Genomic DNA, 23,367 nt, shown 5'->3' on the forward strand with positions numbered 1-23,367 from the left:
GGTGTGCCGCCCCCCTCGGAGTGAAGCGCGCCGGCCCGGCGTCCGCCCGGGGGTGGTGGGCGGCGGACGGGCACGGCGAAGGCACCGCGCTCCGGACCGGCCTCGTTGCCGTCCGGCGCTGCGCGGCGCCGAAAGTACATGGATATGACACAGATAAGCATCCGCAGGGGCATTGGCTCAAGCGACGTCCGTCACGCTGGACCGTTGGCACAGTTCCGGGGCGCCATTTCCGGCCACCCGGAGGGCCAACGGACCGGGCGGTTCCGGACCGGGCCAGGCGCGGGGAGCGCCGCCGCGCGGAGTCGGTACGGGGCGCCCACGATGGAGGGGTGCGAGGCAATGCGGCGGACGTGCTCGTCGCGGGTGCGGGCCCGGTGGGCCTGACCGCGGCGGTGGAGCTGCGCCGGCGCGGGGTGGCCTGCCGGATCGTGGACCGGCTGCCCGCGCGGCTGCCGTACGCGAAGGCCGTGGGCATCCAGCCGCGCACCCTGGAGGTCTGGGACCGGATGGGCATCGTCCGGGAGGCGCTGGACGCGGCCGTCCCGATGCGCGGGCAGCTGGTGTACGTCGACGGCGTCCTGCGGGACCGGCTGGAGATGGTGCTGCCGCCCGAGGTGCCGTACGGGTTCGCCGCGCTCCCCCAGTACGAGACGGAGCGGATCCTGGAGGAGTTCCTGGCCCGGTTCGGGACCGGCATCGAGCGGAGCACCGAGCTGGTGTCCTTCGCCCGGGACGAGCGCGGGGTGACCTGCCTGCTCACCGGCCCGGACGGCGGGCAGGAGGAGCTGCGGACCCGGTTCCTGGTGGGCTGCGACGGGGCGCACAGCCTGGTCCGCAAGGGGCTCGGGCTGGCCTTCGGGGGCGGGGCCTTCGCCGAGCAGTACATGCTGGCCGACGTCCGGGTGGACTGGGACCTGCCGTACGGGTACGGCGTGCGCTCCACGCACCTGGGGCCGGACGGGAAACCGGACGACCTGCTGGTGTGCATCCCGCTGCCGGGCCCCGGCCGGTACCGGATGTCGATGCTGGTGCCGCCGGAGCTGTCCTCGCCCGCCCTCTCCCCGGACGGCACGGCGCACGGGCTGGAGGGCGGCCGGGCGCCGGAGCCGGAGCACGTCCAGGCGGTCCTGGACCGGCTGTCGCCGCAGCCGGTGACCGCCCGCGACATGCGCTGGTCCTCGGTCTTCCGGATCAGCCACCGGATCGTGGACCGGTACTCCGACGGGCGGGTGTTCGTCGCCGGGGACGCGGCGCACATCCATCCCCCGACCGGGGCGCAGGGCATGAACACCGGCATCCAGGACGCCTGGAACCTGGCCTGGAAGCTGTCCCTGGCCGTCGCCGGGGAGGCGCACCCCCGGCTGCTGGAGAGCTACGACGCCGAGCGTCGGCCCGTCGGCGAGGAGGTGGTCGGGCGGACGGTCCGGCACGCCACGCAGGGCTTCGGGGCCGACGGGGCGGACCCCGCCGCGATCGTGCTGCGGGAGGCGCAGCTGCTCGTCGGCTACCCCGGCAGCCCGGTCGTGGGGCCGGACCGCGGGACGTCCGGCGGGCCGCGGCCCGGCGACCGGGCACCGGACTGCGGGGGCCTGGCCGGCGAGGTCCCGCACTACCCGCTGCGGCTCTTCGACCTGCTGCGGGACCGCGAGCACGTGCTGCTGCTCCACACGGACGGTGCACCGGACTCGTACGTCCCCGCACTCGCCGCAGTGGCGGACGGGGTGCCGGCGGGGCGGCTCACGGCGTACGCGGTCCTCTCCGAGGGCGGGACCGCGCCCGCCGGGGCTGCGTGGCCGGTGTACCGCGACGGGCGGGGCGAGTTCGCGCGGGCGTACGGGGTGCGCGGGCCGGCGGCCTTCGTGGTGCGGCCCGACGGCTACCTCGGGGCCCGGCTGGAGCCGCCGGCGGCGGAGGGGCTGGCCGCGTACCTCGCGGGGGTGTTCCACCGCTGACCCTGCATCCGGCAGACGCGGTTCAGGGGGCGTCCTCGGTCGGCACGCACAGCACCGGTACGGGCGAGAGGTGCAGCAGCTTGTGCGGGGTGGAGCCGAGCAGGGCGCCCCGGATCGGGCTGTCGCCCCAGCTGCCGACGATGATGACCCGCGCGTGGTGGCGTTCGGCGGCGGCGAGCAGCGCCTGGGCCGGCTTGTCGTCCACCACCTCCACCGTCGAGGGGACGCCCGCCTCGTCGGCGGCCTCGACGGCGCGGGCGAGCGCGGTGCGGCCGGCCTGGAGGACGGCTTCGCGGTGGGCGCGGTACTCCTCCCCGGTGGGTCCGGGCGCGGCGGCCCCGTGGACGAGGACCAGGGGTTCCCCGAAGGCGGTGGCCACCTCCAGCGCCACCCGCAGGGCCCGCTCGGCGCCGGGGGACTCGTCGTATCCAAGGACCACGGACATCCGGGCCTCCTCAGCTCTTCCTGCGGACGAGGGCGGGGTCGACCACGCCCCGGCGCTCCTGCCAGAACCGGCCGTCGCGGAGCCGCCAGAAGCACATCAGGAGCACGCCGAGGGCCGCGATGCCGATCCCGATGACCAGCGGCGGGCCCAGTCCGAACCAGGAGGCGCCGCCCGCCGAGTTGCCCGGGTCGGACATGTCGATCACGGACTCCACCAGCAGCCAGGTCAGCAGCCCGGCGCCGACCAGCGGGCCCACCCCGATGAGGAAGAAGTTGTGCGCGTTCTCCAGCAGGTGGCGGCGGTAGTAGACGGCGCAGGCCACGCCGGTCAGCGCGTAGTAGAAGGCGATCAGCAGGGAGAGCGCGGTGAGGGAGTCCAGGAGGGCGTTCTCGCTGATCTGGTTGACGACGAGGTACCAGGCGATGGCGATGCCGGCCACCCACCAGGTGCTCACCTCGGGGGTGTGGAAGCGGTGGTGGATGTGTGCGAGGCGGGGCGGCAGGGCGTGCCGCCGGGCCATGGACAGGGCGGTGCGGGAGGCCGGGATGATCGTGGTCTGGGTGGAGGCGAGGGCCGAGGTGCAGACGGCGAGGAGCACCATCCAGTCCCAGCCGCCCATCACCTCGTGCGCGAGGACCGCGAAGATCGCCTCCTCCTCGCCGGCGTTCTCCGCGAGGAACTCGGTGCCGGCGTAGGCGACGATGGCGAAGCCGACCGACAGGTAGGTGACCAGCAGCACCAGGGTGGACCAGATGCCGGCCTTGCCGGGGGCGGTCGCGGAGTCCTCGACCTCCTCGGTGAGGTTGACGGCGGACTCCCAGCCCCAGTAGATGAACACGCCGAGCAGCAGTCCGCCGGTGAGCGCGGCCCCGCCCGCGCCGAAGGGGTTGAGCCAGGTCAGCGAGGGGTGGATCTCGTCGAGGGTGCTGGTGCCCGCGTACACCCGGTAGATGGCCACGACGGCGAAGACCAGCAGGAAGAAGACCTGCGCGAGGATCAGCACGTCCTGGAGGTGGGCCGACAGTTCGGTGCCGATGACGCAGACGGCCGTCATCGCGAGGATGACGACCACGGTGAGCGTCTGTCGGACCACCTGGTTGGCGGCCCAGTCGTCGAGGCCCGCGGCCAGCAGTCCGAAGTGGACGGCGACGTCGGCGAGGGAGCCGATGACGAGCACGCCGGTCATGGTGATGGCCCAGCCGCCGAGCCAGCCCGCCCAGGGGCCCATGGCCCGGGTCACCCAGGAGAAGGTGGTGCCGCAGTCCTGGTCGACCTTGTTGAGGTAGTAGAAGGCGGCGGCGATGAGCAGCATCGGCACGAACGAGGCCAGCATGATGCCGGGGGCGTAGATCCCCGCCAGGGCCACGATCGGGCCGATGACGGCGGCCAGGGAGTAGGCCGGCGAGGTGGAGTTCAGGCCGATGACGAGGGCGTCGAGGAAGCCGATCGCGTTGGCCTGGAGGCTGTCCTCGGCGCCGGCGTCATCGGTGGTGCGGCCCGTCCCGGCGCGGTCGCCGTCGTTCATGTACGCATCGTCACGCACGGGGCGGCCGCGCGCGAGGCGGGCGGGGCGGGCGGGTCTACTCGGTGCCGGGGGTCTTGCGGGTGGTGACGTTCATCCGGTTCCAGGTGTTCACGGTGAAGACCAGCGCGATCAGGTGGGCCAGCTCCTCCTCGCCGAAGTGGCGTGCGGCCTCGTCGTAGACGGCGTCCGAGACCCCGCCGGGCAGCAGGGTGATCTCCTCGGTCAGGGCGAGGGCCGCGCGCTCCTTCTCGGTGAACAGGCTGGAGTCGTGCCAGGCGGAGAGCTGGTAGATCCGCTCCTCCGACTCGCCTCCCTTGCGGGCGTCTCCGGTGTGGTAGTCGATGCAGTACGCGCAGCGGTTGATCTGCGAGGCGCGGATCTGGACCAGTTCGAGGAGGACCGGGTCCAGGCCCTTGCGGGCGGCGGCGTCGAGGGCGAGGACGGCCTTGAAGACGCGGGGGGCCACGGCGGAGAAGTTCATGCGTTCGGGAACCTGAAAAGTTGTCATGTGAAGAACCTACGGGCGTGATCGACCGGCCGTAGGGTTCATTCCCATGCAGAGATCATGGGTCAATTCGGCGGAGTCGCCCGCCTCCCGGGACGGCGGCGGCAACGGCAGCGACCTGCACCTGGACCTGAGCGGCGGGGGCAGCCTGCGCGCCCGGCTGATGCGCGCCCTGCGGGAGGCGGTGCACTCGGGGCGGCTGGCGCCGGGGACCCGGCTGCCGCCCTACCGGACGCTCGCCGCCGACCTGGGGATCGCCCGCAACACCGTTGCCGACGCGTACGCCGAGCTGGTCGAGGAGGGCTGGCTGTCGGCGCGCCAGGGGTCGGGCACCCGGGTCGCGGAGCGGGCCGTCCCGCTGGAGCACGGGCGGCCGCGCGGTCCGGCCCGGCCCGTGCGGCGGCGTACCGTGCACGATCTGCTGCCCAGCTCCCCGGACGCCTCCGCCTTCCCCCGCACGGCCTGGCTGGGCGCGGCCCGGCGGGCCCTGGCCGCCGCCCCGCACGAGGCCTTCGGGGTGGGCGACCCGCGCGGCCGGATCGAGCTGCGGCGGACGCTGACGGAGTACCTCGCGCGGGCCCGGGGCGTGCGGACGGCGCCGGACCGGATCGTGCTCTGCTCCGGCTTCGCGCACGCGCTGGAACTGCTGGGCGGGGTCCTGACGGGCCCGGTCGCCGTGGAGTCGTACGGGCTGCCCTTCCACCGGGAGGTGCTGGAGCGGGCCGGGCGGGCGACGGTGCCGCTGACCGTGGACGGCCGGGGCGCGCGGGTCGGGGAGCTCGCGGGGACGGGGGCGCGGGCCGTGCTGCTCACGCCCGCGCACCAGTTCCCGACGGGCGGGCCGCTGCACCCCGAGCGGCGGGCGGCGGTGGTGGACTGGGCGCGGGCCACGGGCGGGGTCGTCGTCGAGGACGACTACGACGGGGAGTTCCGGTACGACCGCCAGCCGGTCGGCGCCGTCCAGGGCCTGGACCCGGAGCGGGTCGTGTACGTCGGCTCCGTCAGCAAGAGCCTGTCGCCCGCGCTGCGGATGGGCTGGATGGTGCTGCCGGGCCGGCTGGTGGACGAGGTGCTGGAGGCGAAGGGGGAGCGCGAGATGTGGTCGGGGGTGACGGACCAGCTCACCCTGGCCGAGTTCGTCTCCTCGGGCGGGTACGACCGCCACCTGCGCCGGATGCGGCAGGTCTACCGGCGCCGCCGGGACCTGCTGGCGGCGCGGCTCGCGGCCGAGGCCCCGCACGTGCGGGTCAGCGGGGTCGCGGCCGGGCTGCACGCGGTGCTGGAGCTGCCGCCGGGCACGGAGGCGGCGGCCCTGCGCGCGGCGCGGCGGGCGGGACTGGCCCTGGACGGGCTGGGCCCGTACCTGCACCCGGACAGTGCCATGGACCCGCGGGACGGGCTGGTGCTGGGCTACGGCACCCCGCCCGAGCACGCGTTCCCGGCGGCGCTCGACGCCCTGTGCCTGGCCCTGCCCGACCCGCCGGCGGGGCCGGACCGGGCCTGAGGGGCGGTCAGGGGCTGAAGGACGGTCAGGGCCGGGTGTTCCAGCCCGCGATGACCGGGAGCCCGTGTTCCGTGGACAGCGTGCTGACGGTGCCGGTGCGCAGCAGGAAGAGCCGGCCGTCCTGCGGGGGCAGGCCGAGGTAGCGGGCGGTCAGGACGCGCAGGAAGTGGCCGTGGGCGACGAGCACCACGTCCCCCCGGCCGGTGCGCAGGGTCTCGGCGACGCGGGCGAGGACCCGGTCCGCGCGGACTCCGACCTGGGCGGCCTGTTCTCCGGGGTGCTGTGCGTCGCCCGGCGGGACGCCGTCGGTCCACAGCGACCAGTCGGGCCGGGTCCGCTGGATCTCGGCGGTGGTGATGCCCTCGTAGCCGCCGTAGTCCCATTCGTGGAGGTCGGGTTCGGGGATCCCGCCGGTGAGCCCGGCGAGCTGGGCCGTGGCGACGGCCCGGCTCAGCGGGCTGGTCAGCACCAGGGCGGGCTCCCGGTCGCGGAACCAGGGGGCCAGCGAGAGGGCCTCGTCGGCGCCCTGCGCGGTCAGCGGCACGTCCGTCAGCCCGGTGTGGCGCCCGCTCGCGCTCCAGGCCGTCTCCCCGTGCCTCACCAGCAGCAGTTCACTCATGCTCCGGACCCTAACGGTGATGCGCCGGTGCCCGGCATGTCGTCCCGCCGGAGCGGGGCCCGCGTGTCACTGTCGGGCGTCATGGACGTGCGTGAGTGCAGGCGGCTGACCGTCCTGCTGCTGGTGCTGACCTGGGTGACCGGGCTGATCGAGGCCGTCAGCCTGCTGGCCCTGGGGCCGGTGTTCACCGCCATGCAGACCGGCAACGTGCTGTTCCTGGCCTTCGGCACGGCCCACGAGGGGAACCTGCCCGCGCTGGCGTCCGGGGTGTCGCTGGTGTGCTTCGCGGTCGGCGCGGTGTGCGCGGCCCGGCTGGAGGGGGCCGCGCAGGCCCGGGACCGGCACTGGTTCGTGATCGGCCTGGCGGTGGAGGCGGGCCTGATCCTGGCCGCCGCCTGCGTCGGGTGGGGCGTGCCGCCCCGGTACGGGAAGCCGGCCGCGCAGCACCTGGTGACGGCCGGCCTCCTCGCGGTGGCCATGGGCTTCCGCAACGTCACCAGCATGCGGGTCAACCTGCCGGGGGTGCCGACCACCCTGGTCACCCGGTCGATGACGGCCTTCCTCGGCGGCTCGGCGCTGGGGCGCGACAGCGCCTTCGGATACGGCACGGGGGCGTGGGGGCGGCGCGCCTGGGCGGTCTCCGCGATGTTCGCGGGCGGGCTGACCGGGGCCCTGCTGGTGCGGGCCGGGTGGACGGTGAACTGGCTGCTGCTGCCGGCGTCCGCGGTGGTCTGCGGGGTCGCCGTGACCTACCTGAGGCAGCCGGTGCTGCGCCCCGGCAGCTGCTGACCCGCCGGAGCGGGCGGCAATCGATGCGGAAACGGTGCAAGTGGCTGCGCCTGCCGCCTCATCGGGAGGCTCGTCGCATGGACACCGTTCCCCCGCAGGGGTCCCGCCCGCAGGACGACGCCCCCGCCACCGCGGACGGCCCCGCCGTGGAGTCGGGGTTCGCCGCCGGGGACGAAGCCTCCGCCGAGGCCGTCTACCGGCGCTGGAGGCCCATGGTGCACGCCCTGGCCCGGCGGGCCCTGGGCGATCCGCGCGAGGCCGAGGACGTCACCCAGCAGGTGTTCCTCGCCGCCTGGCGCGGCCGGGCCGGGTACCGTCCGGGGCCCGGCGGGATGGGGGCGTGGCTGACCGGCATCACCCGGCACAAGGTAGCGGACGCGCTGGAGGCCCGGGGGCGGCTCGCCCGAGTGGCACGGGCCGCCGCGCAGCGCGCCGCGGAGCCGCACGAGGGGGTCCAGGCCCCACCGCCGGAGCAGGCCCTGGACCGGGTACTGGTCCTCGGCGAACTGGCCCGGCTGCCCGCGGCCCAGCGGCTGGTGCTGTGCCTGGCCTTCTACGCCGATCTGAGCCAGAGCCAGATCGCGGAGCGCACCGGTATCCCGCTGGGCACCGTCAAGAGCCATACGCGGCGGGCCCTGCACGCCCTGCGGCAGTCGCTGGAGCCCGCCCCGCCACCAGTTCCGCAATGACGCCGAGACCGGAGCGCAGCCCGAACAGCCGTCCCGTGCGCGGCCCCTGGGCCTCCGGGCCCCAGCCGGGTCCGGCGAGCAGCAGCGCCGAGTGGCCGCGCGCGCCGCGCACCCCCCACTCGATGCCGGCGACCGAGCGGGCCAGGGACCGGTCCGCGGTGGTGCGGGAGTGCGACCAGAGCACGGCGGCCCGGGGGCCCGTACGCCGTACCGCGTCGCACAGCGCCCCGGCGGGCAGGGCGGCACCGAACATCATGACCGGCACGCCGCGTTCGCCGAGGGCGGCCGCCAGGGCCTCGATGGGCAGGCTGTGCAGCTCCCCGGGCGCACAGGCGAGCAGCACCGGGGGCACCCGCACCTGCTCCCGGGCGGGGCGGATCCGGTGCAGGGCGGCGGAGATCTGCCAGGACAGCAGGTGCTCCACCTCGATGTAACGCTCCCCCGCGGAGGCCCACTTGCGGCCGACCGCGTGCAGGGTGGGGGCGATGACCTCCTCCCACGCCGCGACCAGGCCGTGTTCCGCGAGGGCGGCCTCCAGCAGGTCCGCCACCGCCGGCTGGTCCAGGCGTACGGCGGCCCGTGCGAGCCCCCGTCCCTCCGGCCGCGCCTCCCCGAGGGGGAGGGCGCCGGGCCCGCCCGGCACCACGGCCGCCGCCCTCCCGCCGGCGCGGGCGGCGGGTGCTGCGCCGAGCGCGACCCGGGCCGCCTCGGACGGGGGCACGCCCCGCGCGGTGAGCCGGCACATCTCCTCCAGACGGGCGATGTCCCGGGGCGTCCAGCGGCGGTGCCGGCCGTCCTCGCGGTGGGCGGGGCCGATGGCGTAGCGGCGCTCCCAGGAGCGCAGCGTGGTCGGGGAGACCCCGAGCCGGCGGGCGACGGCGCCGGTGCTCAGGGCGGGTTCGGGTTCCACCGGCCTACGGTACGCCGCCCGGGGCGGCGCCGGGCCGTGCCTGGCGGAAGCGGTCGAGGGCGTCGGCGAGGTCCACCACCGGGGGCGGGTAGTCGTACCGGGCCCGCTCCGGCCCGGGCAGCCGCCAGGGTTCGTGCACCCGGGGCGCGGGCAGCCCGGCGAGTTCGGGCACCCAGCGGTGCACGTAGCGGCCCTCGGGGTCGTACTTGAGGCCCTGCCGGACCGGGTTGAGGACCCGGTTGGGGCGGGTGTCGGTGCCGGTGCCGGCCGCCCACTGCCAGTTGAGCTGGTTGTTGGCGACGTCGCCGTCGACGAGGAGGTCGAGGAAGTGCCGGGCCCCGGCGCGCCAGTCCACGTACAGGCTCTTGGCGAGGAAGCTCGCGGCCAGGAGGCGGCCGCGGTTGTGGATCCAGCCCTCGTGGCGCAGCTGGCGCATGGCGGCGTCGACCACCGGATAGCCGGTGCGGCCGTCCTTCCAGGCCTGGAGCTCCTCCTCGGCGGCGGGGCCGGTGCGCCAGCGGTCGTGGCGGGGCCGGTAGTCCTCGGCGGCGGCGCCGGGGCGGGCGGCGAGGACCTGGTGGTGGAAGTCGCGCCAGCACAGCTGCCGGACGAAGGCCTCGGCCCCGGCGCCGCCGGCCGCGGCGGAGCGCTGGACGGCTTCGGCGGGCGAGAGGGTGCCGAAGTGCAGGTGCGGGGAGAGCCGGGAGGTGGCGTCGGCGGCCAGGTCGTCGTGCGTGTCCTCGTAGCGGGAGATGCCCGAGCGCAGCCAGGTGGTCAGCAGCCGCCGGGCCTCGCGTTCGCCGCCGGGCGCCAGGCCCGGGGAGGTTCCGGTGACGGCCGCGCGGCGGGGCAGCTCCTCGGAGCCGATGTCCTCGGGGACGCGTACCCGGCGCGGGGCGGCGGCCACGGCCCGCAGGGGCAGTTCCGTCCAGCGGCGCAGGTAGGGGGTGAAGACGGAGAAGTGGTCGGCGCCCGAGCCGGAGGGCAGGACGGCTCCGGGGGCCACCGCCGTGACCACCGTGTCGTGGGTGTACAGCCGGCGGCCCTGCGCCTCCAGTGCCTCGCGCAGCCGTTCCTCGCGGCCCTGGGCGTAACGGCTGACGCCCGCGGCCATGTGGACCTCGTCGGCGTCGGCTTCCTGTACGAGCGCGCAGACCTCGGCGACGGCCTCCCCGGAGCGCAGCACCAGGCGGCCGCCGCGCTCGCGCAGGCCCGCGTCGAGGTCGGCGAGGCAGTCGGCGAGGAAGGCCAGCCGGTTGGGTGCGGCGAACCCGGCGTCCTCGATGGCCCGGTCGCGGACGAAGAGCGGGACGATCCGGTCGCACGAGGAGAGCGCGGCCCGCAGCGGCGGGTGGTCGTGCAGGCGCAGGTCGGAGGTGTACAGGACCACTGCGGTGTTCATGCGCTGGGCTCCGTGTCGGGGGCTGTGGGCGGCGGCTGCCACCCTGTTCTTCCGTACCGGGGGCGGGATCGGATGCCCTCGTCCGCCATCGGGTGCGGCCGGTTCCGGACGGCGGGACGATCCGGGCCATTGGTACAGTCCTGGCATGGCGGTGGACGAGCTCGACACCCGGATCCTGCGCCTGCTGATCGAGCAGCCGCGCACCAGCGTCCGCGAGTACGCGCGGATCCTCGGCGTGGCCCGCGGCACCCTCCAGGCCCGGCTGGACCGGCTGGAGCGCACCGGGGTGATCACCGGTTCCGGTCCGGTCCTCTCCCCCGCGGCGCTGGGGCATCCGGTGCTGGCGTTCGTGCACATCGAGGTGACCCAGGGACGTCTGGACGAGGTCGGGGACGCGCTGGCGACCGTTCCGGAGATCGTCGAGGCCTTCTCCATCACCGGTGGCGGCGACCTGCTGACACGGGTGGTGGCCCGGGACGCGGGTCATCTGGAGGACGTGATCCAGCGACTGATCCGGCTTCCGGGCGTGGTCCGCACGCGGACGGAGGTCGCCCTGCGCGAGCGGGTGGCGCACCGGCTGCTGCCGCTGGTGGAGTCGGTGGGGCGGGCCGCGCACAAACCCTGACAGAATGGTCTACACCAGAACGCGACCGGCAGGACGGGCACAACGGATGATCTCCGTCATATTCGATCTCGACGGCACCCTCGTGGACAGCGAGCCGAACTACTACGAATCGGGGCGGCTCACTCTGGAGCGGCACGGCGTCCCCGATTTCACGTGGGAGCAGCACTCCCGCTTCATCGGCATCGGCACGCTGGAGACCCTGGAGGTCCTCAAGGACCGCTACGGTCTGCGGCCCCCGGTCGAACAGCTGCTGGCCGAACAGAACGCCGCCTACCTGGAGCTGGCCCGCACCCGCACCGAGGTCTTCCCCCGGATGCGGGCCTTCGTGGAGCGGCTGCACGCGCGGGGCGTGCCGATGGCGGTCGCGTCCGGGTCCTCGCGGGAGGCGATCGAGGTCGTGCTGGAGGGCACCGGTCTGGACGCCCTGCTGACCACGGTCGTCTCCGCCGAGGAGGTCGAACGGGGCAAGCCCGCCCCGGACGTGTTCCTGGAGGCGGCCCGCCGGCTCGGCGCCCGGCCCGCCGACTGCGTGGTGGTCGAGGACGCGGCACCGGGGGCGCTGGCCGCGCACGCCGCCGGGATGGGCTGCGTCGCGGTCCCGTACGTGGCGGACGGCGCCGCCGATCCCGCGTTCGCGGCGGCGGGGCTGCTCTTCGCCGGCGGACAGCGGGAGTTCGACGCGGACGCCGCCGAGCAGTGGCTGTTCGCGCGCGGGGCCGGCGCCGGAGCCTGACGGCGGCGGGCGCCTCCCCGGTCCGGGTCAGCGCACCTCGCGCGGCAGGCGCAGGCCGAGGGCCGTCGTCACGGCGATCAGGCCCAGCTGGACCAGCAGGACCACGACGAGGGCGTCCCGCATGCCCAGCGGGGCGGCCAGCGCGAGGAAGAGGCTGCCCACGGTCGCCACACCCAGGGCCAGCGAGGACTGCTGGGTGGTGATCATGACCCCGCTGCCCACCCCGGCCCGGTCCGCCGGGACGTCCGAGAGCATCAGCCGCATCAGCACCGGCTGCTGGAGGCCCTGCCCGACGCCCGCCAGGGCGACGCCCGGAGCCAGCCCGGCGATGCCGAGGTCCGGCCAGCCGTACAGCACGGCCGCGCACACGAGGGCGATGCCGAGGGCCTGGACCAGTCCGCCCGCGGTGACGACCCGGCTGCCGAACCTGCCGACCAGCCGGGGCCCCGCGAGGGAGGCGCCGAAGTAGCCGAGCGCCATCGGCACCAGTGCCGCGCCCGCCTCCACCGGGCCCATGCGCAGGCCCTGCTGGAGGGCGACGGCGACCACGAACATGAAGCCGCTGAAGCCGACCGAGAACGGCGCCAGCATCACCAGTCCGCGCCGCAGCGACACCAGCCGCAGCAGGCTCGGCGGCACCAGCGGGGTGCGCCCGAGCCGGTCGGCGCGGCGCTCCGTCAGGTAGAAGGCCAGGGCCGCGAAGGGGGACACGGCCAGCGCCACCCAGGTCCACAGGGGCCAGCCGGCGGCCCGCCCCTCGGTCAGCGGCAGCAGCAGGGACACCAGGGTGAGGCCGAGCAGCAGCGTCCCGGGGACGTCCACGGACGCCGGCCGCTCCGAGCGGGTCTCAGGGACGGCCCGGACCGCGAGCACCAGCCCCGCCACCACCACGGGCACGTTGACGAGGAACACCGAACGCCAGCCGGACCCGGCCACGTCGGCGGCGACCAGCACCCCGCCGAGGATCTGCCCGGCCACCATGGACAGGCCGCCGGTGGCCCCGTACAGACTCATCGCACGGGCCCGCTGCGGGCCCCGGGTGGTGGCCTGGATGGTGGCCAGCACCTGCGGCAGCATCAGGGCCGCCGCCGCGCCCTGGGCCACCCGCGCGGCCACCAGGGCCCAGGCGGTGGGCGCCAGACCGCAGGCCAGGGACGTCACCCCGAAGGCGGCCATGCCGATGACGAAGAGCCGCCGCCGGCCGACCGTGTCGCCGATCCGCCCGCCCAGCACCAGCAGCACCGAGTACGCGACCCCGTAGCCGCCGACGACCAGTTCCAGCATGGCCGGACCGGCGGCGAGGTCGGCGTCGATGGCGGGCAGCGCCACGTTGACGATGAAGAAGTCGATCAGGGGGAGGGCCGCGCCCAGCAGCACCGTGAACAGCCCGAGCGGGGTGAGGACGGCGGGGGCCGGGGCGGGGGCCGGGGCGGGCGCGCCGACGGCGGCCGGGAGAGCCGGGGAGGGGGACGGGTGGGTCGTGCGTACGGTTGTTTCACTCACGGAAGGAACGATCCACCGCCGCCCAGCCTGGTACCAGAGTGTCCTTATCCTGGTACCAGGAGTACCTGGCAACGGTATGACCGGTGCCGCATCCTGGTGTCATGACCACCGTTGCCCCCGAGAGCGACCTGCGCCGTCACGAGCTCGCCGAATTCCTGCGCAGCCGCCGCGAGCGGATCACACCCGAACAGGTCGGGCTCGTCCGGGGCCGCCGCCGGCGCACCCCGGGGCTGCGCCGCGAGGAGGTCGCGCAGCTCTCCGCCGTGGGCGTCACCTGGTACACCTGGCTGGAACAGGCCCGCGAGATCCAGGTGTCCCCCCAGGTGCTGGACGCACTGGCGCGGGCCCTGCTGCTGGACTCCAGCGAACGCGCGCACCTGTTCGCGCTGGCGGGCAGCACCGACCCGGCGCCGAACACCCGCTGCCCGAGCGTCACCCCGGCCCTGCGGGCCGTGCTCGACCAGCTGGACCCGGTCCCGGCGTGCGTGCAGAACAGCCGCTACGACATCCTGGCCTACAACAGCACCTACGCCCGGCTGCTCTGCGACCTGGACGCCCTGCCGCCCGAGGACCGCAACTGCGTGTGGCTGTCCTTCACCAACGCCGACTGGCGGGCCTCCCTCGTCGACACCCCGGACGCCCACCGGCTGCTCGCGGCCAAGTTCCGGGCCTCCATGGCCGGGCACCTCGCGGAACCCGCGTGGAAGACGCTGCTGGCCCGGCTGGAGGCGGCCTCGCCGGAGTTCCGGGAGATCTGGGCCCGGCACGAGGTGGTGACGGCGGGCGGCAACACCAAGTACATCCGCAACGCCCACGTGGGGCTGCTGCGGCTGGAACACACCAGCCTGTGGCTGGGCCCGGCGTCGGGCGGGCGGCTGACGACCTTCGTCCCGCTGGACGAGGAGTCCCGCCGGGGCCTGGAGCGGCTCCGGGACCTGTCCCCCGTCCCGGGCCGGTGACTCAGGCCAGCGCCGCCGCGATCGCCTCCCCGCTCTCCCGGGCCGTCAGGTAGGGCCGTACGTCGTGCGCCCTGGCCCCGTTGTGCACCGGCACGTCCCGCACCCGCTCCCCGAACAGCGGCGCCAGCTCCTTGGCCAGCGCCACCAGGTCACCCCGGTCGGCGATGTTCACCCACTGCCGCACGGGCGCGGGCCAGCGGCCGCGTCCGGCGTGCGGGGGCGGCACGAGCCGGTCGAAGACCAGGTTGCGCACCCCGAGCGGGGACCCCAGCGTCACCAGCACCACGTCCGGCCGGTCGGGGGCCGCGCACAGGGCCTCGTACGCGACGACCGACCCGAGCGAGTGCGCGACGACCACCCGCGTCCGGTCGCCCAGCACCCCGTCGAACCGCGCCCGCACCGCGGCCCGCGTCGCCGGCTCGGTGAAGTACCGCCGCACCTGCCGGGCCGCCCCGATCATCAGCCGCTCCCCCACCCCGGCGAAGAACGCCGAGTGGCCGAGCGCGTCCAGCGCCCGCTGCACGGGGTACGGGGTCCTCAGCCGGACCCGGTCCTGCGGCCCGGGCAGCCGGGGGTCGATCCGGGCGGCGTCCTCCCACCACCGGAGCAGGAGCTCCTCCTCGAGGCCCTCCTCCACGTCGGAGGCGTCGAGCTCGGGCGTCCCGGTGCCGCGGTGCCCGGCCGGGCGGAAGAGGTCCCCGTAGAAGGCCATCGCGACCTCCTCCCGAGCCGGCTTCCCCCCACCCGCGAGAGCCAGCCCGTCACAGAGCGCGGGGTACCACTCGGCGAGCAGCGACTCAGGCCCCACCACCTCCTGCGCGATGCCGTGCACGAACACGATCCGGCTCACGGGCGCACCTCCGCCAGGGTGAGGGCGACGACGCCCATGTCGGTGGCCACGCAGATGTGGCCCTCTCGGTCGATGGAGAAGCCGTTGATGGTGCTGCCGATGTTGATCTCGGAGGTCCAGGTGAAGGTGTTCATCCGGCCGACGCGGAGGAGACCGTGGCGGTCGGCGGCGACGAGGGTGGGGACGCCGCGGACTTCGGCGAAGCGGATCTCCCGGACGCCCGAGGCGAAACGCGGGAACTCGCCGACGACCGTCTGGTCGGCGTCCAGCCTGCGGGCGTGGATGTGGCCGTCACCGGATCCGACCACGGCGAGCGGCACTCCTTCGAGCCGCACCACCTCCAAGGCGGTCACGCCGAGCGCGTAGCCGCCCAGGGGATCGCCCACCGGGCTCCCCGTCTCCAGGTCCCAGAGCCGCACGGTGCCGTCGCGCGAGGCGCTCACCAGGGTGTGGACGCCACCGATGAGCAGGTCGCGCAGGGCCGACACCGGACCCACATGGCCCATCATCGGCCCGCAGAGGGCCCCCTGGGTGTCCAGCTCCCATGCCTCCAGCACGTTCTCACCCGTCGCCGACACGACGATCCGGCGGTCACCGAAACGGAGGATGTGGCCGATGTCCCCGGTGCCCTGCCGTCTCGCCAACTCGCGACGGGTCTCCAAGTCCCAGACGGAAGTCGCCGCCCAATTGCTGCGTACCACCAGGACCTGGCCGCCCATGTGCACCGTGGTGATGGGCTGGTAGCTGCCGTCGTGCGTCAAATGCGGCGCCACCTGGCTGCCGTCACGGAGATCGTGCTGGCGCACGACCCCGTTACCGCTGCCCGTGACGACCAGCGTCCGGCCGTCGCGACCCTCCAGGATCTCGGCGGACCCCAGCCTCTTCGATCCACCGCACAAGGGCTCGCCGACCACGTGACCTTCGTACAGGTCCCAGATCAGAACGTCCGCGCTGCCGGTGGTCACGACCACTACCGTCCCGCCCACCCTGCCGAAGAGCGGGCGTGCGTGCACCGTTGCGGGTTCCAGGCACCAGGTCGGTTCCGTGCGCGTCCCTGGCGCTTCCCGTGGATCCAAGCGCCAGATCCGGAGCTGGCTGCCGCCGCTGGCCGCCACGACCGATTCGCCCCCCGCTTCCACGAGGGTCGCTGCCAGCACCGTTCCGAGCATGGGGAACGGTCCGGCCACCACGGTCCCGCTGATCACTTCGCGGACTTGGAGGTTGCCGGTTCCGGCAACGGTGAGCACCACCGCCTTGCCCTGGTGGAATCCCACGCTCTCGACCGCGGCGAACTGGTCCACGTCCCGCACGGCCCGGTGCCCGCAGCAGCGTGTCTCGGGACCGTCCGCTCCCTGCCCGATCCGCCACACGTACGCGTGATCCACGTCCGTCGCGAGGACGACCTCCAGCGCACCTCCTTCCGAGCGCACCGCGAGGTGCGCGATGTCCCCCACGTGACCGGCGAGCGGACGGCCGATCAGCGTGCCGGATTCCACGTCCCAGATGCGGACGGTACCGTCGGCCCCTCCACTGGCCAGGACCGTCCTGCCCGCCAGGGCACCGAAGGCGGTGCACACGACGGCATTCGTGTGCCCCTCCAGCTCCCTGTGGACGGTACGGTCCCCGACTGTGCTCCACAGCCGGACCACGGTGTCGGCGCCGCCGGTCGCCACGGTCAGTCGGCCCTTGACCACACTGGCGGCCAGGGTCGTCACCCGGGCGGAATGCCCCTCGAAGGCCGGGCCCAGCTGTTGACGGGTCCGCAGGTCCCAGGCCCGAACAGCACCGTCCTCCCCACCGGTCACGACGACGGGGCGTCCCTCCCACTCGCAGTACGCGGTGGTGGCCATCGACCTGGTCAGCCCGTCATCGGGCCGATCGGCCGCGAGGTCCCAGATCCGTGCGGTGTGGTCCGCCCCCACGGTGACGGCGAGGGCCGTGTCCCCGTGTACGGCGAGGGCTGCGGCGGTCATGGCATCCAGGTGTCCGCGCAGGGGATGGCCGAGCGGGCGGAGCGTCCGCAGGTCCCAGAGCTTCGCGCAGCGCGAAGCGCAGGTCAGTACGACGGGTCGCCCCGCGATTTCACCGGTCACCACCGAGTACGGGCCGGTCAGCCTGGCGTCGGTGTGCGCATGGACCGGTTCTCCGATCTGGCGCCGGTCAGCGAGGTCCCAGCAGCCGAGCATCCCCGCCGTGTCACACACGAGGGCCAGCGAGCGCCCGTCCAGTTCCACGGCGCACACCGCTTGTACCTGGCCGACCGTGCCGACCAACGGCCGACCGTTGACCTGTGCGTTCCCTCCGGCCAGCGCGTCGTGCACGTCCCATACGTACACGGCCTTGTCGTCGCCGCCGGTGAGGGCGATCGGACGGCCGTCCAGCCGGCCGAGGGCCACGCCGTGCACCGCACTGCGATGGACGACGAGCTCCTGGCCCAGTTGGCGCCTCTCCGCCAGGTCCCACAAGCGTGCGGTTCCGTCCGCGCTCCCGGTCAGGGCGAGGGGTCTGCCGCACACCTCCCCGATCGCGATCGACAGGACCCGATTGGTGTGGCCGGTGAGCGGCTCCCCGTACTCCTGGCCGGCCGAGAGGTCCCAGATCCGGACGGTGCCGTCGTGCCCGCCGGTCAGGGCGACCGAGTAGTCGCCGAGTTCGCCGATGGCCAGGGCATTGACGGGGATGCCGACCGGGAGCGGCTCGCCGATGGGGCGCTGGGTCGTCAGGTCCCAGACGCGTGCCGTGGAGTCCTCGCTGCCCGTGACGGCGATCGGACGGCCGTCGAGCGTGCCCGTCGCCACACATGTGACCGGTCTGTCATGCCCGTTCAGCAGACGATGGGCCCCGCTGTTGGACCACCAGGCCCACGTGGTCGACCACGGGCGGGTCACCGCGAGCTCGCCAACCCGGTCGGCCAGACGGTCGGCCTGGCAGCGGCGGGCCGACAGCTGGAGGTCTGCGGCGCGCTCCCCGAGCGGGGTGTCGGGGGTGAGCCGGTGGGCGATCTGCTCGTACGCGCCGCGCACCCCGGGTACGCCCTCGCCCTCCATGGCCGCGAACCCTCGCAGCAGGGTGAGCGGTTCGCTGGCCAGCAGGAATCCCGGGTCCTCCATCAACTCCGCGAGCCGGCCTGCCGCCACGGCATGGGTGGCGAGGTGCTGCCGCACGTAGGGAACGGCAGCGAACCAGTCCGGCTGCTGCGCGTCCGCTTGCGGTACGAGACCCAACAATGCGTCGACCACGGCATGCTGGATGTCGTGCGCGTCCTGGGCGGCCGTCGCGCGCAGGTGCTCGGCGAGGGCCTTGTGGTAGAGCCGGTACGCCGAGCGGCGGTCGTCGTCGGTGACCTCCGCGATGTACGCTGCCGCGACGTCCAGGGCCCAGCTGACGTCCTCCTCCGAGCAGGGTACTCCGGAGATGGCGGAGCCGAGTCCGGTCCACACCCGCCCGCGCGGGAGCCCCTTGCCCTCCGAGAACGCCAGCGCCAGCAGCATGCGGCGGACCCGGGGCTCGTCGGGGCCGAAGCGCTGGAGGTAGTCGTCGAAGGCCTCGCCGACCTCGCTGGGCAGGTTGTCCTCCCAGCCGGGCCTGCCGGTGTCGACCGGCTCTGCGTCCGAGCGCAGCGTCCGGGCCGTCATCCTCGCGTAGAGGTAGACGCCTGCCGCCTTCTCCGCCACTCCGCGTGCGACGGTACGGGCCAGTTCGGGACGGTCCCGGTAGGGGGTGCGGACCTCCGGCTCCTCGGCTGCCAGCAACACCCGGGCGACGTACGCACTGACGTCCTCCGTCCCTGCCTGGTATTCCTCCCGGTCAAGGTCCACACAGGTGAAGGTGGGGCCGAGCGCCGTAACGAGTTCGCGCCGGGTGCCCACGAGGAGGCGTACGCCCTGGATCTCCGCCATGGGGCGCAGCAGTTCGCGGGTGATGCGGCGGGGTTCGCCGTGGCCACCCGCGTCGGCTGCGGTGTCGGAGCCGGCCTCGTCGACGGCGTCCACGACGATGACCAGCGGGGTCCCCTGGCGGCCTCGCCGGGTGAGTTCCTGGAGGAGCGCGGCCACGCCGTCGGCCTCGGTGCCGAGCGCCGACGCGATCCGTTCGACGATCTCCTCGAGGCGCTTGTGGCGTGCGTGGACGGCGGCGGTGACGCAGCCTGCCGGGACCACGGTGCCCGGGTCTGCGCCGTTCAGGTCGAGGCGGGCCCGGTAGACGGGGTCGGAGAGGGCGACGATCCGACCGAGGACGGCCGATTTTCCGCATCCGGGTACTCCGGTGACGACACGGCCACGCCCGTCACCCTGCTCGGCGGTCGCCCATGCAGCCAGTTCGGCGAGCACCTTCACCCGGCCGCTGAAGTAGAGGCCCTGCTCCGACTCGAACTCCACCCCGCGCGAGCGGGGCCCGAAGTGTTCGGCGAGTTCCTTGGCGGCGACGCGTCCCTGGACCTCGAGGTCCGTACCCGAGGGGGGCAACTCCGCCCGGTAGCCGGAGTTGGGAAGGAAGGGGGCCAGGCCGGTGACGAGCGCACTCGCCAACTCGGCGCGCTGACCCCGGCCGAACTCGTCGAAACCCTCGTTGACGGCCTTCACCAGTTCGGTGAGGTCGAGGTACTGCTGGCGCTGGCCGGTCCGCTCGGTGGTGGTCTGGATCGCCTCCGCCAGCACCGGAACGAAGGCTCCGTCGATGGCCAGCTCTTTGCGGCGGGCTGAGGCGAGGAACCACAGCCCGGCAGAGGCTTCGGCAACACCCCGGTAGATGATCGTCTGGAGAGCCGCCCCCGAGGCGTCCGCCGTACCGGCGCCCGCCGAGCAGGTGTCGAGGATCAGCAGGAGGTGGCGCAGTCCGCTGTTGCACAGGACGCGTACGAGGTCCTCGGTGGCGAGAGCGGTGCCGGCCAATGCCGTGTCCTGGGTGTCCCAGCACAGCAGGTAGTGCCGGTCGCGCTCCACGACAGTCCCGTGCCCGGCGAAGTAGAGCACCACGACGTCATCGGCGGCCAGTTCGGTGTATGCGGACCAGTTGACCAGCTTCTGACGGAGTTGTTCGGCTCCGTCGAACTCGCCCAGTCCGTGCAGTGCGCGTTCGTAGCCGAAACCCTCGAAGAGCCGCGCGACGGCGGCGATGTCGTCGGGGACGGAACCCAGCTGGTCCTCCGCAGGGAGGTGACGGTACCTGCCGGTGCCCATCCCGATGAAGAAGCGCCGCCCCACCGAGCCCCCAAAGTGCAAGCCGTCGTCACCTGTGACGCAGCCGACTCTAGCGACGGCCCACGGCCCCGCGCAGGGCTTCGGATCATCCGGGAAGATCCCGTGCGGGCCGCCGGTTAGTAGAACCGTGAACGAAATGCTGAGGGGCGCGGCGGACGTGGACGTGGTGGTCGTCGGGGCCGGGCAGGCGGGGCTGTCCGCCGCCTACCACCTGGACCGGGCCGGGATCGACCACGTGGTGCTGGACCACTCGCCGCGGCCCGGCGGGGCCTGGCAGTTCCGGTGGCCGTCGCTGACCTACGGCAAGGTGCACGGGATGCACGCGCTGCCCGGCATGGAGCTGGCCGGCGCCGATCCGCTGCGGCCCTCGTCCGAGGTGATCGGGGAGTACTTCGCGGCGTACGAGGAGCGGTTCCGGCTGCGCGTGCGGCGGCCCGTGGACGTGACGGCCGTGCGTGAGGGCGGTGGCGGGCGGCTGCTGGTGGAGTCCGCGTCGGGGAGCTGGTCGGCGCGGGCGCTGGTCAACGCCACCGGGACTTGGGACCGGCCGTTCTGGCCGCGCTACCCGGGGCAGGAGCTGTTCCGGGGCCGCCAGCTGCACACCGCGGACTACCCCGGGCCCGGGGCGTTCGCCGGGGCCCGGGTGGTCGTGGTGGGCGGCGGCACCTCGGCGGTGCAGCACCTGCTGGAGGTCTCCGAGGTGGCGGCGGGGACCACCTGGGTCACCCGGCGGCCCCCGGTGTTCCGCGAGGGCGCCTTCGGCGAGGCGGAGGGCCGGGCGGCGGTGGCGCTGGTGGAGGAGCGGGTCCGGCGGGGGCTGCCGCCGCGCAGTGTGGTCAGCGTGACCGGGCTGGCCCTGACGGAGGCCGTACGGGCGGGGCTGGAGTCCGGGGTGCTGGAGCGGCTGCCCGTGTTCGACCGGATCACCCCGTCCGGGGTCGCGTGGGCGGACGGACGGAGCGTGGACGCCGACGTGATCCTGTGGGCCACCGGCTTCCGGCCCGCCGTCGACCACCTGGCGCCGCTGCGGCTGCGGGAGCCGGGCGGCGGGATCCGGCTGGAGGGGACGAGGGCGGTGCGCGACGAGCGGGTCCACCTGGTGGGCTACGGCCCCTCGGCCTCGACCATCGGGGCCAACCGGGCGGGCGGGGCCGCGGTGCGCGGGATACGCCGCCTGCTGGCCCGGGGGCCGGCGCCGGCGGGTCAGTCCGGGCACGGGGTGTCCAGCGGGAACTCCCGGTCGGGGGTGCCGGCCGCCCGGGCCTCCTCGGTCGGGTAGATGCGCAGGAGGCCGTCGCGGACTTCCAGCACCGGGTCGGTCCATTCCTCGTCGGGCCCGGGGTCGAACACGCGGGCGACGGCCCGCTCCGCGTCGTACACCAGGAGGGAGACGATCCGGTAGAGCCAGTCCCCGATGTCCCCGGGTCCCTGCTTCGGATGGCCGGCGGGGCCGCCGACGCGGATCACGTAGAAGCGGTCGTCCTGCCACCAGCCGCCGTTGTCCAGCCACCGGCCCTCTCCGACGGGAACTCCGTCCACCCACATGCGGGCTTCGTCCGGGCCGCCGCGGAGCAGGAGCACCGTGCTGTGCCGGTCGTCGTCGGTGAAGTGGACCCGGATCTCGTGTGCGGTGTGGCAGTCGGTGAAGCGGCTGCACGCCCCGGGGACGGGTCCGGACCCCCGGAAGGCCGGGCCGCCGGGCGGGGGCGGGGCGGGGTCCTGGCCGCAGATCTCCGGGGTGCGGCACCGACGGTCGACCCGGCGGCTGCAGCCCAGGCCCATGGCGGCGATGTCGCGCGGGGCGGCCCGGGACAGCAGCAGGGCGAGGCGTTCGCGGTAGCGGTCCGGGCCGACGAGGGCGGTGAGGGCGCGCTGCCGGTACCACCACAGGATCAGGTCGACGCCTTCCGGGGAACGGGCCAGCCACTGCTGCCAGTCGGCCACGTCCTCGTCCCAGAGTTCCTCCAGGTGCCTGCGGGCGGCCTCCGCTTCCCGGTCCCGGGCGGGTTCCGCTTCCTCCGCCCGCGGTGCGGCGCCGGCGGCCGCGGGCGGCGCGGGCGCGCTGGTCCTCGTACGAGGTGTCTTCCATGGCAGTCTCATGCTCCGCCGCCCCCCCTGTCCGTCCGCGTCCGCCAGGCGGCCGATGGTAGGCCGGGACGCGGCGGGGGCGCCTGCTCATTTCACTGGCTCATTTCACTGCGGGGGCCTTCGCGGGCGGTCCGGCCTGGGCGGGTGGCGGGCCCGTCCGGGCGGGCGGAGCGGTGGCGGCGCGCAGCCGGTTGAACTCGGCGACGTGCCTCTTGTGTTCCTCGTAGGTCGCCGAGAAGCGGGTGTCGCCGGGCTTGACGGTGACGAAGAACAGCCAGTCGCCGGGCGTCGGCGCGACCGCGGCGGCCATGGCGCGCAGGCCGGGGCTGTCGATGGGGGTGGGGGGCAGGCCCTGGCGCGCGTAGGTGTTGAAGGGGTGGTCGATGCGGGTGTCGGCGAGGGTGGTGTCGACGGTGTTGCGGCCCAGGGCGTAGTTGACGGTGGAGTCCATCTGGAGCGGCATCGACTTCGCCAGCCGGTTGTGCACCACCCGTGAGACCTTGCCCATGTCGGCCGGGTTGTCGGCCTCCGCCTCGATGACGCTGGCGAGGGTGGCCGTCTGGTAGGGGGTCATGCCGTGGGCCCGGCCGCCGTCCGCGACGGCCTTGGTGGCGAGGTTCCGGTTGGCCGTGCGGACCATGAACGCGAGCACGTCGGCGGGGGTGGACTTCGTCGTCACCGGGTAGGTCGCCGGGAAGAGGTAGCCCTCCGGGTTGCCCTTCGCCTCCGCCGGCAGGTCCAGGGCCGCGGTGGCGGCGGCCGACTTGGTGGTGCCCGCGGGGAGCCGCAGTTCGCGGTCGACGGCGGCGTAGACCTGCGCGGCCCGCCAGCCTTCGGGGATCAGCAGTCGGCGCGGCTTCTCGGGCGCCTCCTCCTGCGGCAGGAGGGGCTCGATCACCATCGTGGCGAGCCCGATGCCGAGGAGTGCGCCGCAGAGGAGCACGAGGCGGCCCCGACGGGTGAGCCGGGAGCGGCGCGGTGGCGGCTGGTGCGGCTGGTGCGGCCGGGACTCATCAGGCATGCGGGCACGTTAACCGCCGGAACGGGAGCTTCTGGGCATCACACCCC

The 23,367-nt window shown here is 74.4% G+C and carries 19 protein-coding genes; 8 read left to right on the forward strand and 11 right to left on the reverse strand.

Annotated features, from left to right (window positions below; genetic code table 11):
• Window positions 1-329: 329 nt before the first annotated feature.
• Complete coding sequence (locus ACIPW5_RS09100; RefSeq protein WP_401242452.1) at window positions 330-1,952, forward strand: FAD-dependent monooxygenase; 1,623 nt, start codon at window positions 330-332, stop codon at window positions 1,950-1,952.
• Between the two features lie 22 nt (window positions 1,953-1,974).
• On the opposite strand, the gene ACIPW5_RS09105 is transcribed toward ACIPW5_RS09100, so the two are convergent.
• From ACIPW5_RS09105 to ACIPW5_RS09115, 3 genes are read right to left on the reverse strand one after another with little or no spacing between them, the layout of a single operon-like run.
• On the reverse strand, window positions 1,975-2,397 hold the full coding sequence (locus ACIPW5_RS09105; RefSeq protein ID WP_401242455.1) for a universal stress protein: 423 nt from the start codon (window positions 2,395-2,397) through the stop codon (window positions 1,975-1,977).
• A 10-nt stretch (window positions 2,398-2,407) separates the two neighbouring features.
• The gene (locus tag ACIPW5_RS09110) at window positions 2,408-3,922 is read right to left on the reverse strand and encodes an APC family permease (protein WP_401242457.1); all 1,515 of its coding nucleotides are present in this window, start codon (window positions 3,920-3,922) and stop codon (window positions 2,408-2,410) included.
• A 55-nt stretch (window positions 3,923-3,977) separates the two neighbouring features.
• Window positions 3,978-4,430: a carboxymuconolactone decarboxylase family protein gene (locus tag ACIPW5_RS09115; RefSeq protein WP_007262599.1), complete on the reverse strand. Its 453-nt coding sequence runs from the start codon at window positions 4,428-4,430 to the stop codon at window positions 3,978-3,980.
• Between the two features lie 46 nt (window positions 4,431-4,476).
• Between ACIPW5_RS09115 and ACIPW5_RS09120 the strand changes: the two genes are divergently transcribed.
• Complete coding sequence (locus ACIPW5_RS09120; RefSeq protein WP_401242459.1) at window positions 4,477-5,931, forward strand: PLP-dependent aminotransferase family protein; 1,455 nt, start codon at window positions 4,477-4,479, stop codon at window positions 5,929-5,931.
• 25 nt (window positions 5,932-5,956) lie between these two features.
• Here ACIPW5_RS09120 and ACIPW5_RS09125 read toward each other — a convergent pair whose 3' ends face one another.
• A complete protein-coding gene (locus ACIPW5_RS09125; RefSeq protein ID WP_401242462.1) occupies window positions 5,957-6,550 on the reverse strand; it encodes a histidine phosphatase family protein in 594 nt (197 codons plus the stop codon).
• Between the two features lie 81 nt (window positions 6,551-6,631).
• On the opposite strand from ACIPW5_RS09125, the gene ACIPW5_RS09130 reads away from it, so the two are divergent.
• Window positions 6,632-7,339, forward strand: a complete 708-nt coding sequence (locus ACIPW5_RS09130; protein WP_401242465.1) for a YoaK family protein — start codon at window positions 6,632-6,634, stop codon at window positions 7,337-7,339.
• 77 nt (window positions 7,340-7,416) lie between these two features.
• Window positions 7,417-8,028 (forward strand): RNA polymerase sigma factor, encoded by a 612-nt coding sequence (locus tag ACIPW5_RS09135; protein ID WP_401242467.1) that lies wholly within the window; start codon window positions 7,417-7,419, stop codon window positions 8,026-8,028.
• On the opposite strand, the gene ACIPW5_RS09140 is transcribed toward ACIPW5_RS09135, so the two are convergent.
• Together ACIPW5_RS09140 and ACIPW5_RS09145 are read right to left on the reverse strand one after the other, a co-directional pair.
• Window positions 7,952-8,938, reverse strand: coding sequence for a MerR family transcriptional regulator (locus ACIPW5_RS09140; RefSeq protein ID WP_401242469.1), 987 nt, complete (start codon window positions 8,936-8,938; stop codon window positions 7,952-7,954). The two genes, ACIPW5_RS09135 and ACIPW5_RS09140, sit on opposite strands and share 77 nt — an antisense overlap.
• A gap of 4 nt (window positions 8,939-8,942) precedes the next feature.
• Complete coding sequence (locus ACIPW5_RS09145) at window positions 8,943-10,340, reverse strand: cryptochrome/photolyase family protein (protein WP_401242472.1); 1,398 nt, start codon at window positions 10,338-10,340, stop codon at window positions 8,943-8,945.
• A gap of 145 nt (window positions 10,341-10,485) precedes the next feature.
• Between ACIPW5_RS09145 and ACIPW5_RS09150 the strand changes: the two genes are divergently transcribed.
• Window positions 10,486-10,965, forward strand: coding sequence for an Lrp/AsnC family transcriptional regulator (locus ACIPW5_RS09150; RefSeq protein ID WP_401242475.1), 480 nt, complete (start codon window positions 10,486-10,488; stop codon window positions 10,963-10,965).
• 46 nt (window positions 10,966-11,011) lie between these two features.
• Complete coding sequence (locus tag ACIPW5_RS09155) at window positions 11,012-11,698, forward strand: HAD family hydrolase (RefSeq protein ID WP_401242477.1); 687 nt, start codon at window positions 11,012-11,014, stop codon at window positions 11,696-11,698.
• A 27-nt stretch (window positions 11,699-11,725) separates the two neighbouring features.
• Here the strand turns inward: ACIPW5_RS09155 and ACIPW5_RS09160 are convergent, their stop codons facing one another.
• On the reverse strand, window positions 11,726-13,201 hold the full coding sequence (locus ACIPW5_RS09160; protein ID WP_401242480.1) for an MFS transporter: 1,476 nt from the start codon (window positions 13,199-13,201) through the stop codon (window positions 11,726-11,728).
• A gap of 101 nt (window positions 13,202-13,302) precedes the next feature.
• Here ACIPW5_RS09160 and ACIPW5_RS09165 point away from each other — a divergent pair, with 101 nt between their 5' ends.
• Window positions 13,303-14,160: a helix-turn-helix domain-containing protein gene (locus tag ACIPW5_RS09165; protein ID WP_401242483.1), complete on the forward strand. Its 858-nt coding sequence runs from the start codon at window positions 13,303-13,305 to the stop codon at window positions 14,158-14,160.
• Window position 14,161: 1 nt separating this feature from the next.
• On the opposite strand, the gene ACIPW5_RS09170 is transcribed toward ACIPW5_RS09165, so the two are convergent.
• Both ACIPW5_RS09170 and ACIPW5_RS09175 read right to left on the reverse strand, forming a co-directional pair.
• Window positions 14,162-15,010: a hypothetical protein gene (locus ACIPW5_RS09170; protein ID WP_401242486.1), complete on the reverse strand. Its 849-nt coding sequence runs from the start codon at window positions 15,008-15,010 to the stop codon at window positions 14,162-14,164.
• On the reverse strand, window positions 15,007-20,190 hold the full coding sequence (locus ACIPW5_RS09175) for a caspase family protein (RefSeq protein WP_401242489.1): 5,184 nt from the start codon (window positions 20,188-20,190) through the stop codon (window positions 15,007-15,009). The genes ACIPW5_RS09170 and ACIPW5_RS09175 overlap by 4 nt, the downstream gene beginning before the upstream one ends.
• Window positions 20,191-20,347: 157 nt before the next feature.
• Here ACIPW5_RS09175 and ACIPW5_RS09180 point away from each other — a divergent pair, with 157 nt between their 5' ends.
• Window positions 20,348-21,490 (forward strand): FAD-dependent oxidoreductase, encoded by a 1,143-nt coding sequence (locus tag ACIPW5_RS09180; RefSeq protein WP_401243126.1) that lies wholly within the window; start codon window positions 20,348-20,350, stop codon window positions 21,488-21,490.
• Here the strand turns inward: ACIPW5_RS09180 and ACIPW5_RS09185 are convergent.
• Both ACIPW5_RS09185 and mltG read right to left on the reverse strand, forming a co-directional pair.
• Window positions 21,415-22,311, reverse strand: a complete 897-nt coding sequence (locus ACIPW5_RS09185) for a hypothetical protein (protein ID WP_401242491.1) — start codon at window positions 22,309-22,311, stop codon at window positions 21,415-21,417. The genes ACIPW5_RS09180 and ACIPW5_RS09185 overlap by 76 nt on opposite strands.
• Before the next feature lie 88 nt (window positions 22,312-22,399).
• Window positions 22,400-23,320 (reverse strand): endolytic transglycosylase MltG, encoded by a 921-nt coding sequence (gene mltG, locus ACIPW5_RS09190; protein WP_401242494.1) that lies wholly within the window; start codon window positions 23,318-23,320, stop codon window positions 22,400-22,402.
• Between the last annotated feature and the right edge of the window lie 47 nt (window positions 23,321-23,367).

Source organism: Streptomyces sp. NPDC090077, assembly GCF_044747545.1.
Lineage (GTDB): Bacteria > Actinomycetota > Actinomycetes > Streptomycetales > Streptomycetaceae > Streptomyces.